Source organism: Acetobacter pomorum (assembly GCF_002738225.1).
GTDB classification, from domain to species: domain Bacteria; phylum Pseudomonadota; class Alphaproteobacteria; order Acetobacterales; family Acetobacteraceae; genus Acetobacter; species Acetobacter pomorum.
The window spans coordinates 1-15,256 of record NZ_PEBQ01000003.1 but is presented as its reverse complement, the minus strand read 5'-3'; the positions used below and the strand labels follow the sequence as shown (position 1 = coordinate 15,256).

General features: G+C 51.6%; 14 protein-coding genes, 1 other RNA gene and 1 pseudogene. 11 read left to right on the top strand and 5 right to left on the bottom strand.

Going from position 1 to position 15,256, the window contains the following annotated elements; all coding sequences use genetic code 11:
• Nucleotides 1-24: 24 nt before the first annotated feature.
• Both CSR02_RS00405 and CSR02_RS00400 read right to left on the bottom strand, forming a co-directional pair.
• Nucleotides 25-939, bottom strand: a complete 915-nt coding sequence (locus CSR02_RS00405) for a class I fructose-bisphosphate aldolase (RefSeq protein WP_042787124.1) — start codon at nucleotides 937-939, stop codon at nucleotides 25-27.
• Complete coding sequence (locus tag CSR02_RS00400; RefSeq protein ID WP_244176701.1) at nucleotides 936-1,385, bottom strand: hypothetical protein; 450 nt, start codon at nucleotides 1,383-1,385, stop codon at nucleotides 936-938. Before CSR02_RS00400 ends, CSR02_RS00405 begins: the two co-directional genes overlap by 4 nt.
• A gap of 136 nt (nucleotides 1,386-1,521) precedes the next feature.
• Here CSR02_RS00400 and CSR02_RS00395 point away from each other — a divergent pair, with 136 nt between their 5' ends.
• From CSR02_RS00395 to CSR02_RS00375, 5 genes and pseudogenes are all read left to right on the top strand, one after another.
• Nucleotides 1,522-1,824 carry a hypothetical protein gene (locus CSR02_RS00395; protein ID WP_042787126.1) on the top strand — a complete coding sequence of 101 codons (303 nt, stop codon included), beginning with the start codon at nucleotides 1,522-1,524 and terminating at the stop codon, nucleotides 1,822-1,824.
• Between the two features lie 6 nt (nucleotides 1,825-1,830).
• A pseudogene (locus CSR02_RS00390) lies at nucleotides 1,831-2,157 on the top strand (cell division protein ZapA); the annotation flags it as partial.
• Nucleotides 2,158-2,178: 21 nt separating this feature from the next.
• Nucleotides 2,179-2,334, top strand: a non-coding RNA gene (ssrS, locus tag CSR02_RS00385) — 6S RNA.
• Nucleotides 2,321-2,908, top strand: coding sequence for a 5-formyltetrahydrofolate cyclo-ligase (locus tag CSR02_RS00380; RefSeq protein ID WP_042787127.1), 588 nt, complete (start codon nucleotides 2,321-2,323; stop codon nucleotides 2,906-2,908). Before ssrS ends, CSR02_RS00380 begins: the two co-directional genes overlap by 14 nt.
• A 24-nt stretch (nucleotides 2,909-2,932) precedes the next feature.
• The gene (locus CSR02_RS00375; RefSeq protein WP_099540044.1) at nucleotides 2,933-3,748 is read left to right on the top strand and encodes a TIGR00282 family metallophosphoesterase; all 816 of its coding nucleotides are present in this window, start codon (nucleotides 2,933-2,935) and stop codon (nucleotides 3,746-3,748) included.
• Between the two features lie 27 nt (nucleotides 3,749-3,775).
• Here the strand turns inward: CSR02_RS00375 and CSR02_RS00370 are convergent, their stop codons facing one another.
• From CSR02_RS00370 to CSR02_RS00360, 3 genes are read right to left on the bottom strand one after another with little or no spacing between them, the layout of a single operon-like run.
• Entirely contained in the window at nucleotides 3,776-4,198 is a 423-nt protein-coding gene (locus CSR02_RS00370) for an NUDIX hydrolase (protein WP_183172661.1), read from the bottom strand.
• Nucleotides 4,192-5,070 carry a TIGR01459 family HAD-type hydrolase gene (locus tag CSR02_RS00365; protein ID WP_099540040.1) on the bottom strand — a complete coding sequence of 293 codons (879 nt, stop codon included), beginning with the start codon at nucleotides 5,068-5,070 and terminating at the stop codon, nucleotides 4,192-4,194. Before CSR02_RS00365 ends, CSR02_RS00370 begins: the two co-directional genes overlap by 7 nt.
• Nucleotides 5,067-6,140 carry a quinone-dependent dihydroorotate dehydrogenase gene (locus tag CSR02_RS00360; protein ID WP_042787132.1) on the bottom strand — a complete coding sequence of 358 codons (1,074 nt, stop codon included), beginning with the start codon at nucleotides 6,138-6,140 and terminating at the stop codon, nucleotides 5,067-5,069. The genes CSR02_RS00365 and CSR02_RS00360 overlap by 4 nt, the downstream gene beginning before the upstream one ends.
• Before the next feature lie 175 nt (nucleotides 6,141-6,315).
• On the opposite strand from CSR02_RS00360, the gene CSR02_RS00355 reads away from it, so the two are divergent.
• From CSR02_RS00355 to CSR02_RS00330, 6 genes are all read left to right on the top strand, one after another.
• Nucleotides 6,316-6,933 (top strand): hypothetical protein, encoded by a 618-nt coding sequence (locus tag CSR02_RS00355; protein WP_099540038.1) that lies wholly within the window; start codon nucleotides 6,316-6,318, stop codon nucleotides 6,931-6,933.
• A gap of 165 nt (nucleotides 6,934-7,098) precedes the next feature.
• Nucleotides 7,099-7,857: an aspartyl/asparaginyl beta-hydroxylase domain-containing protein gene (locus CSR02_RS00350; RefSeq protein WP_099540036.1), complete on the top strand. Its 759-nt coding sequence runs from the start codon at nucleotides 7,099-7,101 to the stop codon at nucleotides 7,855-7,857.
• Between the two features lie 95 nt (nucleotides 7,858-7,952).
• On the top strand, nucleotides 7,953-9,032 hold the full coding sequence (gene dinB, locus CSR02_RS00345; RefSeq protein ID WP_042787135.1) for a DNA polymerase IV: 1,080 nt from the start codon (nucleotides 7,953-7,955) through the stop codon (nucleotides 9,030-9,032).
• Nucleotides 9,033-9,292: 260 nt separating this feature from the next.
• A complete protein-coding gene (locus CSR02_RS00340) occupies nucleotides 9,293-10,786 on the top strand; it encodes an amino acid permease (RefSeq protein WP_099540034.1) in 1,494 nt (497 codons plus the stop codon).
• Nucleotides 10,783-11,853 carry a hypothetical protein gene (locus CSR02_RS00335; RefSeq protein ID WP_042787137.1) on the top strand — a complete coding sequence of 357 codons (1,071 nt, stop codon included), beginning with the start codon at nucleotides 10,783-10,785 and terminating at the stop codon, nucleotides 11,851-11,853. The genes CSR02_RS00340 and CSR02_RS00335 overlap by 4 nt, the downstream gene beginning before the upstream one ends.
• Before the next feature lie 178 nt (nucleotides 11,854-12,031).
• Nucleotides 12,032-14,968 carry a glycosyltransferase gene (locus tag CSR02_RS00330; protein WP_099540032.1) on the top strand — a complete coding sequence of 979 codons (2,937 nt, stop codon included), beginning with the start codon at nucleotides 12,032-12,034 and terminating at the stop codon, nucleotides 14,966-14,968.
• Nucleotides 14,969-15,256: the final 288 nt, after the last annotated feature.

Genomic DNA, 15,256 nt, shown 5'->3' with positions numbered 1-15,256 from the left:
TGCTGCGCAGATACTATAGCTGTTTCAGCCTTTGAAAATGGTGGTGATTTTATCCAGCAGAGCCAGAGCTTCTGCCTTCGGACGCTGGAACACGTTACGGCCGATAATGGAGCCAAAGCCGCCACCATCCTGAATACCCTGAATGGTCTGCAACAGTTCATCCGTGCTGGTGTGCGCACCACCGGAGAAGATCACGATACGGCGGCCAGCAAAGCAGGACTGTACCACGTGCTGCACGCGGGCAGCCAGCGTGGCAACATCAATCTTGTTCTGCTCATACACCGGCTTGTTGGCATCCAGCGCCACCACATCCGTTGGGGGCTTTACTTTAATGATGTGTGCACCCGTCAGCGCAGCCATATGTGCGGCATAGGCGCATACATCCACTGCGGTTTCGGCCTTTTTGTCCAGCACGGGGCCACGTGGGTAGCTCCATACAATAACAGCCAGACCAGAGGCTTTGGCTTCTTCTGCCAGTTCACGCAGTTCTTCCATCTGCTCGAAGCAATATTCAGAACCCGGATAGATGGTGAAACCAATGCCAGAGCAACCCAGACGCAGTGCATCAGCCACGGTGCCGGTTACGGCCTGATCTTTTTCAGTTGCAAGGCTGTTGGAGCTGTTGCACTTCAGAATCAGCGGAATTTCGCCAGCATATGTTGCGGCACCACATTCCAGCATACCCAGCGGCGCAGCATAGCCGCTCAGGCCGGCTTCAATGGCCAGTTCAAAGTGATAATGCGGATCATAAGCTGCCGGGTTGGCTGCAAAGGAGCGGGCCGGGCCATGCTCAAACCCCTGATCAACCGGCAGAATCACCAGCTTGCCCGTGCCACCCAGCTTACCTGCGTTCAGCAGACGCGCCAGATTCGTCTTGGTGCCGGGATTATCGCTCTCGTACTGGTCGAGAATAGCCTTAACCTTGGGGGTAAGTGTCATGGGTAACAATCCTTTTTTTGCCTTGTATCCGGCAGTTTATTTTCCGGATCTGAGGATTGGCAATAACCGTCGGTGAAATAGCCGACAAGAGAAGACGTGTGACATAATGATGGTATAAGGTGAAATGATGGCGGACGAGCATGAAACAACACGCCAGATTCCTGCGTATAAACCGCTTTTACCGCATTAAACTGGGGTATTGGGGCCTGTAACACGGCGCATTTCTGCCCCATGCGCACAGCGCCCAGTGCATAAGCTGCGCTGCCACCGCAATCCAGCGCATGCCAAAATGCAAGGCCAGCCGAATCCTCCAGCGCCGCAATAAGGGCCTGCCACCACCCCACCCCCATAAACCCGGCAGCACCTGGAGCTGAAAGAAACCCAAAGCCCGCCTGTGCACCCTCCATCATGCCCGCTACCTCCCGCGCGGCGCGACAGGCAGCCATTCCAGATTCGTATCCATCAATTGTAAACAGCTTGTTCGGGTGCAATTTTGGTAAGAAAAATGAAGCGTTTTTGGTTAGCATGCTTGACGCCATCGCATTTGCAGGTGATTCCTGAATACAGTTGACAAAAACAAGAATGCAGGATCAAGCCGTGGAGCTGTCTTTGCCCCAGACTGACAAACACGCTGAAAAGCAGCAGCCGGCAACACAGCCGCAGGCTGGGCAAGACCCCATAGCCCGGCTGGATCGTGCCTTGCAACGCATTTCCTTTGCTGTTGAAAAAGGGTTGCAACAGCAAACCCGGACGGGTGCAGAAAAACAGGAGCTGGTAGCCAATGTGGATGCCCTGCTTGCCCGCGTGCGTGATGCATTGGAACGGGCAGACAGGCCATCTCCCCTTACCTTCCACAACCCGGCAGAACACGAACAGGGAAACTGATACAGCATGGCACTTGTTTCGGTTCGGATTAACGGCCACAGCTATACGGTAGGGTGTGATAACGGGCAGGAACGCCACGTTCAGGCCATGGCCCAGCAGGTGGAACGGCGCGTACAGCGTGTGCGTGACATGGGCTTTAGCGGAGATGCCAGAGTACTGGTGCTGGCCGCCCTTTTAATGGCGGATGAAATACAGGATCTTTCTGGCAGCCGTGTGCCAGATGCCACCATACAGGCTGCAAAAGATGCCGAGCGCCTGCGGGCGGAGCAGGCCCTTACGGCCAGCCGTTTGGCAGATTTGGCCGAACGTGCGGAATCTCTTGCAGCGGAGCTTGAGCGCGCCTACATAGATGAGGCGGGGCTGCCCAACGCGTGAGGCAAGTCATCCCCTGGGCCGATAAGCACTTCCTAGGGAGCTGGCTCTGTTGTGGCCCTGGTCACATTATCCGGTGCCCACCTGCACTCGCAGGTCCTGGAGGTTGAAAGACCCACGGTTCATGGTGGCTCCGCACATTTCTTCCCCACAAGGTGATCCGCCTGCTGTTGCCGCGCGCAAAAAAGAATTGCGCCAGCACTGCATGGCCACGCTAAAGGCGCGTGATGAGGCGCTGGACAGCGGGATTCTCACCCATTTACATATACTTTTGCGCCCCTTGCTGCCCGCCATTGTTGCCGGCGTGTGGCCATTGCCGCATGAGGTAAACTTATGCCCACTGTGCCACATATTGGTGGACGCAGGCGCGACTCTGGTACTGCCCGAAACACCACCACGTGGGCAGCCCCTTATTTTTCGGCGCTGGACGCCCGATACCCCTATGATGCAAGGCCGTTTTGGCACAGAGTTTCCCGCAGGACCTGTGCTGCAACCCGCCATCATATTGGTGCCTTTGCTGGGGTTTGACCGCACCGGCAACCGGCTGGGATATGGTGGTGGATATTATGACCGCACTCTGGCCGCTCTGCCTGATGCGCTCAGTATCGGGTATGCGCCATCTTGCCAGGAATTAGACAGTCTGCCTGCCGGCCCGTATGACAGGCCACTTTCCTGTATTGTGACTGAAAAGGAGATTCTCCGTTTTGACTAACTGCAAGCACAGGAAACCTTTGGCGTGAGACTCCTTTTTCTGGGTGATATTGTAGGCCGCACAGGCCGAGAGGCTGTTTTAAGCCGCCTGCCAGACTTGCGTGAAAAACTGGCGCTGGATCTGGTTGTGGTGAATGCCGAAAACGCCAGCCACGGCTTTGGCCTTTCCCCCGCCATTGCCACCTCTCTGCTGCAAGGCGGCGTGGATGTGCTCACCCTTGGCAACCATGCGTGGGACCGACGCGATCTGATCGGGCATATTACGTCCGAACCCCGCATTGTGCGCCCACTCAACTATCCTCCGGGCACCCCCGGCCAAGGCAGCGTGGTGGTGGAACTGGCAGATGGCCGCAAAGCGCTTGTGGTTAACGTGATGGGCCGCCTGTTTATGGACCCGCTGGATGACCCTTTCCGCTGCATGAATGAACTGCTGAACAAGCATCGCCTTGGCACCACCATTCAGGCCGCCATTGTAGATGTGCATGCAGAAGCCACGAGTGAAAAATGGGCAATGGGCCATATGCTGGATGGCCGTGTTTCTCTGGTGGTTGGCACGCACACGCACACACCCACGGCGGACCATCGGATACTGGCAGGTGGCACGGCATTCCAGACCGATGCTGGTATGTGTGGAGATTACGACAGCGTTATTGGCATGACCAAGGAACCCGCAGTTACGCGCTTTGTGCGTAAAATGCCGGGTGAACGCCTGCAACCCGCTGAAGGCGAAGCCACAATATGCGGGATTATGGTGGAAACAGAAGATGCCACCGGCCTGGCCCGCCGCGTGGCACCGCTGCGCCAAGGTGGCCTGCTGGCCCAGACGTTGCCTGATTTTTAAATCAGGCAACGCGTGTATGGCGCTGTTTTAGGCGGCCAGATCTTTCAGGGCAGCCACAGCTTGCTGTGTGGCAATGGTAAGGGGCTGAGGCAGCGCATCCAGCGCAAACCATTCCAGCCCATTATGTTTATGTGGCTCGCAGATATGTGGCTGCCCTGTGTAGTTCTGCACCCTGTAAACAGGGGCAACCCAGTGCGCGCCAGCAGCCTGATCAATCTGATCCACCACGCAAAGCAACGCGCCCAACTGGACGTTTAAGCCGGTTTCTTCCTGCACTTCACGGATAACGGCTGTGGGTACGGTTTCAAACGGATCCACCTTCCCGCCCGGTAGCCCCCAGCAGCCTGCTTCTGGCTGTTTAAGGCGGCGCAGCAGCAGAATATGGCCTGCATCATTCAGAATAACGGCACCACATCCAACTGCCGGCAGGCTAGATTGCGCACTCACCACACCAACCTTTTAATAGCAGCCGTCGGAGCCAAACCCGCAGCTTTGGCTTCTTCCTGCGCCAACTGAATGTCATCCCCAATCATTTCCTGATGGATGCCCCCCAGAATCCACAAACCGGCCACACCCACGGCAGCAGCACCACGCATATCGGTTGCCAAGGCATCGCCAATAGCCAGAATACGCTGGCGTGGCACATTCAGCATCTCAAAAACAGGTTCGTACACACGGGGGTATGGCTTGCCAATCCAGCTTACCTTACCGCCCTGCTCTGCATAAAAGGCTGCAAGCGCACCGGCACAAATCTGCCGCTTGCCGCCTTTTACCACAACCATATCCGGGTTGGCGCATATCATTGGCAGGCCCCGTTCAAAACATGCACGCAGTTCTGGCAAATAGGGGTCCAGTGAGCCGACGCCGCGTTCGGCATCCGGCCCGGTGTTCATGATAAAATCAGCATCTGCGGGTTGGGCCACGCGCTGCACATCCAGCCCATCATACAGGCCCAGATCATGCGTGCCGCCAATATGCAGCACTTTGGGGCCAAGCTTGGCAAACCAAGGGTCTGTCCGCGCTTTTAACAAGCGGCGGGTTTCTTCACCACTTGTCATCACGCCATCATGCAGCTCGCGCGAGATACCGAACATTTCAAGCTGCGCACACACCACATCTGCCGGGCGAGGCGCATTGGAAAGCATGACAATTTTTTTGCCCGAGGCACGCAGGGCCTGCAAACAGGCCACAACACCGGGGTATGGCTGCACACCGTCATGCACCGTGCCCCATAGATCTATAATATAGCCATCATACTGATCTGCCAGCGCGGCAAGGCCTGTAATCTGCTGCATATCTTCTACGGTTTGCTGTGCTGTCATAGATCCTTACCCCGAATATCATCCAGCGTTTCAATGCCCTGCGCACGCATGATGTGCTGCATCTCCCGCTTCAGCCGCCCAACCAGTGCGGGGCCTTCATAGGCAAATGCGGTGTAAACCTGCACCAAATCAGCCCCAAGGCGGATACGGGTGAGAATATCTTCCCCACTTTCAATACCGCCACAGGCCACCAATGCCAGACGCCCCGCCGCAGCCTGTGCAACCAGACGCAGCATTTCCGTAGCACGTGGCTTGAGCGGACGGCCAGAAAGCCCACCTGCCTCTGTCCGATACGGGCTTTGCAGGGATGCAGGACGGGCCAGCGTGGTGTTGGTAACAATCAACCCCTGTGCACCACCTGCCACGGCAGCTTCCACAATCGGGCCAACAGCATCATCTTCCAGATCCGGCGCCAGTTTAATGAGCAAAGGCGGACGTTCTGCATGGCGGGCAGAAATGGCATCCAGAATCCCACGTAGGCGGGCGGCATCCTGCAACCCACGCAGCCCCGGCGTGTTGGGGGAGGACACATTCAGCACAATGTAATTGACGTATGGCTTAACGCGGGCCACCAGTTCTGGATAATCACGCTCCGGGTCTGCCCCGGTTTTGTTAATGCCGATATTGGCACCAACGGGCACCCCGGCCCCTCCCCCACGGCCAGATGGCAACGGGCGGGACAAGCGTGCCAAGCGCACGGCAAACTTGTTGATACCCTGATTGTTAAAGCCCATGCGGTTAATAACCGCCCGATCTTCTGTAAGACGGAACAATCGGGGCTTAGGATTACCCGCCTGTGGGCGTGGCGTTACGGTTCCGGCTTCTACAAACCCGAAACCCAATTGTGCCAGAGGGCGCAGAACGCGGGCGTTTTTATCAAACCCGGCCGCAATGCCAATAGGGTTGGAAAACCGCATCCCCAGCGTACGTGTGGCCAGAGCGGGATCATCCTTGGGCCGCTTTATGGGCACAGATACACCCAGTGTCAGGGCATCCAAAGCCAGTTCATGGGCCTGTTCCGGATCTAAGCGGCGCAGGAATGGAAGAGAGAGTGAAGCAAGCACAGACATACCTTGTGTACTGCCCCAAGCCCGGCCACAAGAAAAGCAGAAAAAACAGGCTACCCGCGCAAGCGTGAGCAAAGTTGATGCATTTTTATATTGATAATGAGAATTATTATCATCTACATAGAGTCATCGCACACGCCACATAAAGGATGAAGGCATCTGCCTTCAGGAATGCGCCATGACACGTTCACCTGTTTACCTGACGGATCTTGCCTGCAGCGAACGGCTGACACTTTGGACCATTCGCCGCCTTGCCGGAATCCAGACAAGCCCCCGCACCCCCGCAACGGGGCCATCTGGCGGCCTGTTTTTACCATGCTTCCGGCGGGAATTTCTGGCTGTTGCACAAACCTTTCATGATGCGCTGACAGATATGGCAGCGCTGGAAATGCCTGCGCTGGATATTCGGGTCGGCTGTGCACTTTCTGTCACCACAACGGAGTATCGGCTTCTGCTGGCAACGGAAGCCGCACAGAATGAACGCACGGCGGATATGGAGGCCCTGCTCAGGCCATTGGTGCCATTTGCGGGCCTGCGCATGCGCCTTGCCTCGGCCATTACAACATTGGGGGCCTGCCTGGCTGGGGCGGGTTACTGGCTCTCGCACAGTTCCAGCCGCGTTGTGCCTACCAAAACTTCCGAACGCACATCCGTTTATGGGGCCTACCCGGCCACAGCAGCGCTTTCCCTCGCCCGCTGGCATGATCTGGACATGCAGCCCAAACATATCATGGCCCACTGGCAGGAGCGTGCACCCTCAAAATATCAGAGTTCACAAGGCTTCCCGATCTCTTGATTAGCTATATGATTTTTTCTAAGGAAAAATATGACACTAAATATTTGGAAGCGTTTTTCCCTTACGTGTAAGGCGAGACCTTCTGCGCCGTTTTCTTGAAAGTTATGAGGCAAGGCAGGTCTCTTTTCGTTCGCGCTTCCCCAAGCCAGAACACAGATAGAAGCCATGAAAGATCTGCCATCTTCCCAGCCCCATAAACGCCCAGCCCTTGTTCGGATCGGCAAAGCCCTGCGCCCTGTGTTTAACAAACTCATTGCGCGGGATTCCCTTATTCCCAACATGCCTGTTCTAGCTGCGGACATTTTTCCGTGGACGCAAATTTTACAGCGTTACTGGCAGGATATTGCCACCGAATTTCATACCCTGAATGCTGCAGGCACAGCTATTCCGCCATTGCGGGCGCTTTCTCCAGATCACACACGCATTGCCCCAGATACACGGTGGAAATCTTTTTTCCTGTATGGTTATGGGGTGAAAGTACCAGAAAACTGCGCGCGCATGCCCAAAACAGCCGAACTGATCTCCCGTATTCCAGATTTGAATTCCGCCTTTTTCTCGGTGCTGGAACCCGGTGCCGTTATTCCCCCACATTATGGTGTGACCAAAGGGTTGGTAACCTGCCATTTGGGCATTTCCGTGCCCCGCAATCCCGATGCATGCTGGATTCGTGTCGCAGGCCAGAAACTGGTGTGGCACAATGGGCAATGCATCCTGTTTGATGACACATATTTGCATGAGGTACACAACAACACCCCGGACACACGTATCGTACTGTTAATGCAGATCCGGCGCCCCACCAAAGGCTTGGGTAAAATTGTACAAAACCTGTTTTTAAATGGCATCCGCCATTCTGCTTTTGTAAAGGACGCCCAGCACAACATTGTCCGGTGGAACCAACTTGAGGGTGACATGAAAGCCGCCTGATTGTTTGATCTGCACGCCCACCCGGCAGAATGTTCAGCCAAATATGTTTTCAGTTTGTTCCCTTTCGTGTGCCCTTCTGTTAGCATACAGGGGTGATGACAGTAGGTGTGCGCCGCATTATTCATATTGATATGGATGCTTTTTATGCATCTGTTGAGCAACGGGACAATCCGGCGCTTAAAGGCCAGCCTGTAGCGGTTGGCCGCTGCCAGGAACGGGGCGTGGTGGCCGCTGCCAGTTATGAGGCCCGAAAATTTGGTGTGCGCTCGGCCATGCCCTCGGTTCAGGCACAACGTAAATGCCCGCAACTGATTTTTGTACCCCCGCGTTTTGATGTTTATCGTGCAGTTTCTGCCCAGATTCACGCCATTTTTGCGCGGTATACGCCGCTTATTCAGCCACTTTCGTTAGATGAAGCCTATCTGGATGTCACACATCCGTTGCTTCCTCGCCCCTCCGCCACAGCAATTGCGGAAGAAATACGGACCGCCATTTTGCGTGAAACCGGGCTTACGGCCTCGGCGGGTGTTTCTTACAACAAGTTTCTGGCCAAACTGGCCTCAGATTATCGCAAACCTAACGGACAATTTGTTATTCCGCCCAGCCGGGGGGAAGCCTTTGTTGCCAGCCTGCCTGTAAACGCTTTTCATGGTGTGGGGCCTGCCACAGCACGGCGCATGCATACTTTGGGTATTCATACCGGTGCAGATTTACGCCGTTTTTCACTCGAAATCTTACGCCAGCATTTTGGCAAAGCCGCCGCTTTTTATTATGGCATCGCCCGCGGTCAGGATGATCGACCTGTAGAACCCAACAGGCCACGCAAATCTATCGGCAAGGAAATAACATTCGCACAGGACCTGCATGCGCCAGCGGAATTGCACGCAGCCTTGCAGGAACTGGCCGCCAAAGTGTGGACAGGATGCCAAAAGCGTAACCTGACAGGCCGCACCATTACCCTGAAATTACGCTACACGGACTTCAACCAATGCACCCGCAGCCTCTCCCTGCCTGACCCTGTGCAAAATGAAGACACGCTGACCCAAATTGCATGGAAATTGCTGACCCCTTTACTACCTGTAAAAGCCCCCGTGCGGCTTTTAGGCATTACACTCTCAGCTTTATTATGCCCGCAAGATAAAACATCTTCCGCACAACTTTCTCTACTTCCGTAAAATAGAAAATAACGGGGTTTTTACACAACCTATCAATATTACATGACAATTCGTTTCTATATCAAAACAAAACAAATACCCTCTATTCACATTCTTATTGATAGGTACTCTGCATATTCCTTATGCATGTGAATTGTTATTACACTTCAATATCAAATTTAATTGCGATTATTTAACAATTCCATCTTTACAACCTGCAAAATCCAATGCACCCGATATGACAGAGGATTTGACATAAAACTGTAATTAAGGCTGACGAAATGACGACGACCCCCACCACAAACGGGCATACATCTGCCGAGACAGGTGCGCGCACCGCAGATGGATACCATCGTGGTTTGGGGAAACGTCAGATCCAGATGATCTCTCTTGGCGGCGCTATTGGCACGGGCCTGTTTTTGGGTGCCGGATCACGCCTGCAGGCTGTTGGCCCTTCACTTGCTCTGGTCTATCTGGTGTGTGGCGTTTTTGCCTTCCTCATGCTGCGGGCATTGGGGGAACTGGTAATGTATCGCCCCACCAGTGGCAGTTTTGTTTCCTACACACGGGAATTTCTGGGCCCCAAGGCATCCTATATTGCGGGTTCCATGGCCTTCTTTAACTGGGCTGTTACCGGCATTGTGGATATTACGGCTGTTGCACTTTACATGCGCTTCTGGCCGGTTTTTTCCAATGTGCCGCAATGGCTTTTTGCTCTGCTGGCCCTTGTGCTGATAACCGCCATGAACCTGACCGGCGTAAAATGGTTTGGTGAACTGGAGTTCTGGCTCTCTTTGGTCAAGGTCCTGGCCTTGGGCGCTTTTCTGGTTGTTGCACTGATAATTCTGGCTCTGCGCTTTCCTGTGGACGGACACGCAACCGGCCTGCATCTGATCACTCAAAATGGCGGGCTTTTCCCGCATGGCTTTTTGCCTGCGCTGGTCTTGGTGCAAGGCGTTGTATTTGCCTACGCCAGTATTGAACTGATTGGTACGGCCGCAGGTGAATGTGAGGATGTTAAATCCGTTCTGCCCAAAGCCATTAACAATGTTATCTGGCGTATTGCCATTTTTTATGTGGGCACCATTACGCTGCTGGTACTGTTGCTGCCGTGGAACACGTATCAGGCAGGCACCAGCCCTTTTGTAACCTTTCTCTCCAAGCTGGGTGTGCCTGGCATTGACAGTGTGATGAACATTGTGGTGCTGACGGCCGCACTTTCCAGCCTAAACTCCGGCCTGTATTCCACCGGCCGTGTGCTGCGGGCCATGGCGCTGGATGGCGCAGCCCCCCGTTATCTGGCCCGTATGAACAAACAGGCCGTACCTTCTGCAGCCATTCTTTCTACCGTGGCCATTTATCTGGTGGGCGTGGTGCTGAATTATTTTCTGCCCAGCCAGATTTTTGAAATCATGCTCAGCCTGGCTTCACTGGGTATCCTCAGCACCTGGTGTTTTATTGTGCTGTGCCAGATCCAGCTGCGCAAAAAAATCCGCCTTGGAGAAATTGCTCCCACGTCTTTCCCGATGCCGGGTGCGCCTTTTACGGCTTGGATGGCACTTGCCTTCTTTATCGGCGTCGTTGGGCTCATGGCGTTTGATTACCCAACTGGAACCGCAACAATATGCGCCATTCCCCTGCTGGTCCTGCTGCTTTCATGGGGCTGGAGCCGTATGCGGAAAACCCCAGAACATAACGCCGTGCCTCAAACAGTCCCTTCCGTTGTGTTGACGGAAGATTTCTTGGTTCCCCATGAAGGAGCAGATAAATCATGATTCCGGCAGGCAGCGTATTTTCTCACTTCCAGCCACGCACCAACACCGGGTATTGGCCCGTGCTCTGCCGCACCCTGCTTGGCTCTTTTCTTCTATCTGCAAGCCTTTCCGCAGCGCATGCGGCGGATACAGGCAACAGTGCTGCCGCAGGGTCTCAAGCACCTGGGGAGGCCCGGCCACAATGGTATACGGGCTCACTTGTTTCTCCTTCCGGTGCATTGTCCAAAGCCGGGGTGTTCGCATGGGAACCTTACGTCAGCTATAATTTGCCCGTAGGTTACCTGGATTCCAATGGAAACAGCCATCCGTTGCACCCTCGCCAACAATCTGTTTCCAATTTTACGCTGTATAAATACTCCATTACGGATTCCATCAGTATTCAGGTCACGCCAACCATCAGCTATCTGTGGAAGAAAAAGGCGGGCACCAGCAGTGGGTTAAAGTTGGGCGATCTGCCTGTTGACCTGATGTGGCGTTATCTGGATGCAGATCCTTCACGCTATATTCCGGCACTGAGTGTGTTTGCTGGTGTGGCTTTTCCAACAGGGGACTATCAGAAACTGGGCCGTGCTGAAGATGGCGTTGGATCTGGCGTTTATACCTTCCGTTTGGCGTTTACGGAGCAGTCCACCTACACATTGCCGGGCCAGCATGAATTGCGGTTGCGTATGTGGGGCACTTTCCGCCGCGCACTTACCACGGCACATCTGCACAATGTTACCAGCTACGGTACTGATGTTGGATTTCGTGGCACTGCACAGCCCGGCATGTACGGGGAAAGCGGATTTTCATTAGAATTTGGCATTAACCAGAAATGGGTTCTGGCCATGGATCTGGCACGAGACTGGGCTGATGGATCCCACATAAAAGGCCGCAACCCAGCAAGCAGCAAAATAGAACGCATAGACCGCATTAACAGCTCATCAGGAGATTGGCTGATTGCCCCGGCGGTTGAATACAACTGGTCTCCCCGCTTTGGGGTTATCGCGGGTGTTTCAACTTATTTTGCTGGCCATAACACTGGCTTTTCGGTGTCTCCTCAGGTGGCATTCAACAGCGTTTTCTAACTCAGATAACGCAGCATATGCCATTTATTTCAACAAATGGCATATGCTTACAAACTGTAATAAAAGATTTTTAACAAGATCATAATACTGTAACATTTTTATTGCTGCATTACCCTTAAGTTACTTTTATAGGTGTTTATTAATTTCTGCGCCTGAGCCATATTTTCAGGGTATTTTTATGTCTTTCACGTTAACTGGTAAAAAAATTGACTGGAGCATATTTGATGCAACTTGGTATGCCAAAAAATATGAAAGCATCCTTCAATTTTTAAATATTGAAGGAGATGCAGCATTAGAGGAATTTTATCAAAAAAACGGTCGTGCATTACGCCATTCTCCTAACCCTTATTTTGATGAGGAATGGTATTTAACACGCTATCCGAAAATTGCGCATGCTGTTGCAGAAGGAACATGGCTTTCCGGATTTGATCATTATTGTCAAACAGGATTTAATTACCAGAATCCAACGTGGCTTTTTTCTCAGGAATATTACTTCAAGCGTCAACCTTTACTAAGCCCGGTCACTCTGGAAGCAGAGGGATTTAAAAATCTGTACGATCATTATCTTAATAAGGGTGATGAACAATTTTTATCCGGTTCATGGTTTTTTAATCCAAACATCTATCTTGAAAACACTCCTGAACATATTGAAGAACTGAGTGCTTTTGTACAATGCATGCATAACCTGAAGCCAGGCAGCATGCATGAAGCACGCTTTTCCTGGTATTTTGATCCAGAATGGTATCTGGAAACATATCCAGACGTTAAAAAAGAATTAAAATCTGGCCTATGGTCTTCTGCACTCCATCATTACCTGGCAAATGCGGACCCCACTCAATACAATCCGAACTGTTATTTTTCTGAAGACTTTTACGGTAGCGTAAATCCGGACGTTAAAAATGCCATTGAACAGGGCGATTTTCGTAATGGTTACGAACACTTCCTGCGCCATGGCATCTCCGAGTTACGTAAACCCAGTGCAAATATTGATCTGCAATCATACTTTCACAACACAACTGTTCAGGAAGATATTGCCCAAGGTCATTTCAGCGATGTTTTTACCCATTATGTTGCGCATGATGGCCGGGTAGAAGACACTCTGGAAACCCTTAAAAACAGTGAAGATATTTCTAAAAAACTTTACCGTGAAATGTGTCGGGTTCGTTTGCCTGTTCTTTTAAAACAGACTTTGGATTTTACATACGACAAGCCTTGCCTCAGCGTTATTATTGTCGCGCATAATCTGTTTACCATGACAATGAATACCCTTGCCTCTCTCCGCACCAATTATACGGGGCCAATGCAGGTTATTCTGGTGGACTCTGGATCTACAGATGAAATCCGGCATATTGAACGTTACGTACGTGGCCTGGAGGTTGTGCGTTTTCCGGGCAACATTGGTTTTCTGTTGGGCTGCAACGCGGCTTTGAAAAAAGTACGCGGTCCCTTCACTCTGTATTTGAATAATGATGCAGAACTGATGCCCGCAGCCATTGCAAATGCACTTGCACGCTTACAACAAGAACCCGGCACAGGCGCTGTAGGCGGGAAACTTGTAAGAACAAATGGCCTGTTGCAGGAAGCCGGAAGCATTGTGTGGCGCGATGGGAGAGTAAATGGTTATTTACGTGACCAGCTTCCAGATACCCCAGAAGCCAATTTTGTACGCTCTGTAGATTACTGTTCCGGTGCTTTTTTAATGGTGCGCACGTCTTTGCTGATCCATCTCGATGGCTTTAGTACAGACTATGCCCCCGCCTATTTTGAAGAAACAGACTTATGCCTGCGTATCCATGAAACCGGATTTGATGTGGTGTATGATCCGTCCATTATTGTTATCCACTACGAATATGGCACTTCCAGTTTCTCTAGTGGCGTATCCATGATGACGCGCAACCAGAATATCTTTCGCCAAAAACATATGCGCTATTTGCGCCAAAAAAGCCTTTATAATCCACGGTTAATTACAAAAGCACGTTCTTGTCAGAAAAATCAGACCCGCATTCTTTTTATCGAGGACATGTTGCCGTGTCGCTTTTTGGGCGCTGGTTTTACACGTTCCAATGATATTATCCGCAACATGATTGCGGCAGGTTGCCACGTAACCGTATATCCGATTTTCAAGCCGACAGAATCACTGGAAGACATTTATATGTCTTTTCCTGATCGAGCTGAAGTTATATGGGACAGAGACCTTTCCAATCTGGAAGATTTCATCAAATCCCGTGCTGGTTATTACCATACCATCTGGATTGCCCGCACCCATAACACAGACCGTCTGGCGCCAATTCTGATGAACTGCGCTGATGCACTCGAAAGCTGTATGGTTGTGACAGATACAGAAGCCGTCGCATCCCCACGGGAATATCGCAGGCTGAAACTGCGCGGGCAAGCACCACAAAACACTTTGGATGACATGCTTAAAAATGAGTTTAAGAATTTATTCATGTCTGACAAAATTGTTGCCGTAAACAAAAAAGATGCAAACCTTCTTGCATCCTATAATTTTTCGAATGTACGTGTTTTGGGGCATCTTCAGGCCCCTCTATTTTCCTCTCCAATGTGGGAGGATCGGCACAATATTCTCTTTCTAGGCTCTCTTCATGATCAGGAATCTCCAAATGTTGATTCCCTCGAATGGTTCACGCATGCAGTGCTGCCATTGCTGGAAAAACGTTTGCCAGAAAATGTCAGATTAACAATTTGTGGCTATGTCAGCCCCCGTGTTGATCTCACCTCCCTGTTGCAGAATCGACGTGTTACCGTAACGGGCCGTGTAGAAGATGTCACACCGATTTATAATCAACATCGGGTCTTTATCGCGCCAACACGTTTTGCCGCTGGTATTCCCTATAAATTGCACGAAGCCGCTGCACACGGGTTGCCTATTGTGGCAACAAATCTTTTATGCGAGCAGGTTGGGTGGATACCAAGTGAAGATATGCTCTGTGCCGATATATCTGATGCACAGGCCTTTGCTGATGCCATTATAAGACTTTATGAAGATAAAGACTTATGGAACAGCATTCATCAGCATGCACTGGAACGTATCCGCAAAGAAAATACAAAAGAAAACTACATTGAAACAATAAAAGAGATCATAGAAGTTTCATAACTGCATTAAAATGCAAGAATATTAATAAATATATAAAATATTATTTATATTCTAACTTCAAGCATGCATATGATTTTTAAATAAATATACTCGGACAGCCATGCCAAAAAGATAAAGCCTTCTACCCAAAACCAGCTGCCTCTAGCAGCCAGATTAGAATGCTTTACGAACAGAAAAATAATCATTCTATCTTGCAATAGAATGGTTATAAATTTTCTCTAGGGCCTGTTAGCACTTGATCCAGTCTGCGGCGGCAGCGATGTGGATGACCGCGAGGAACGAGGTTGC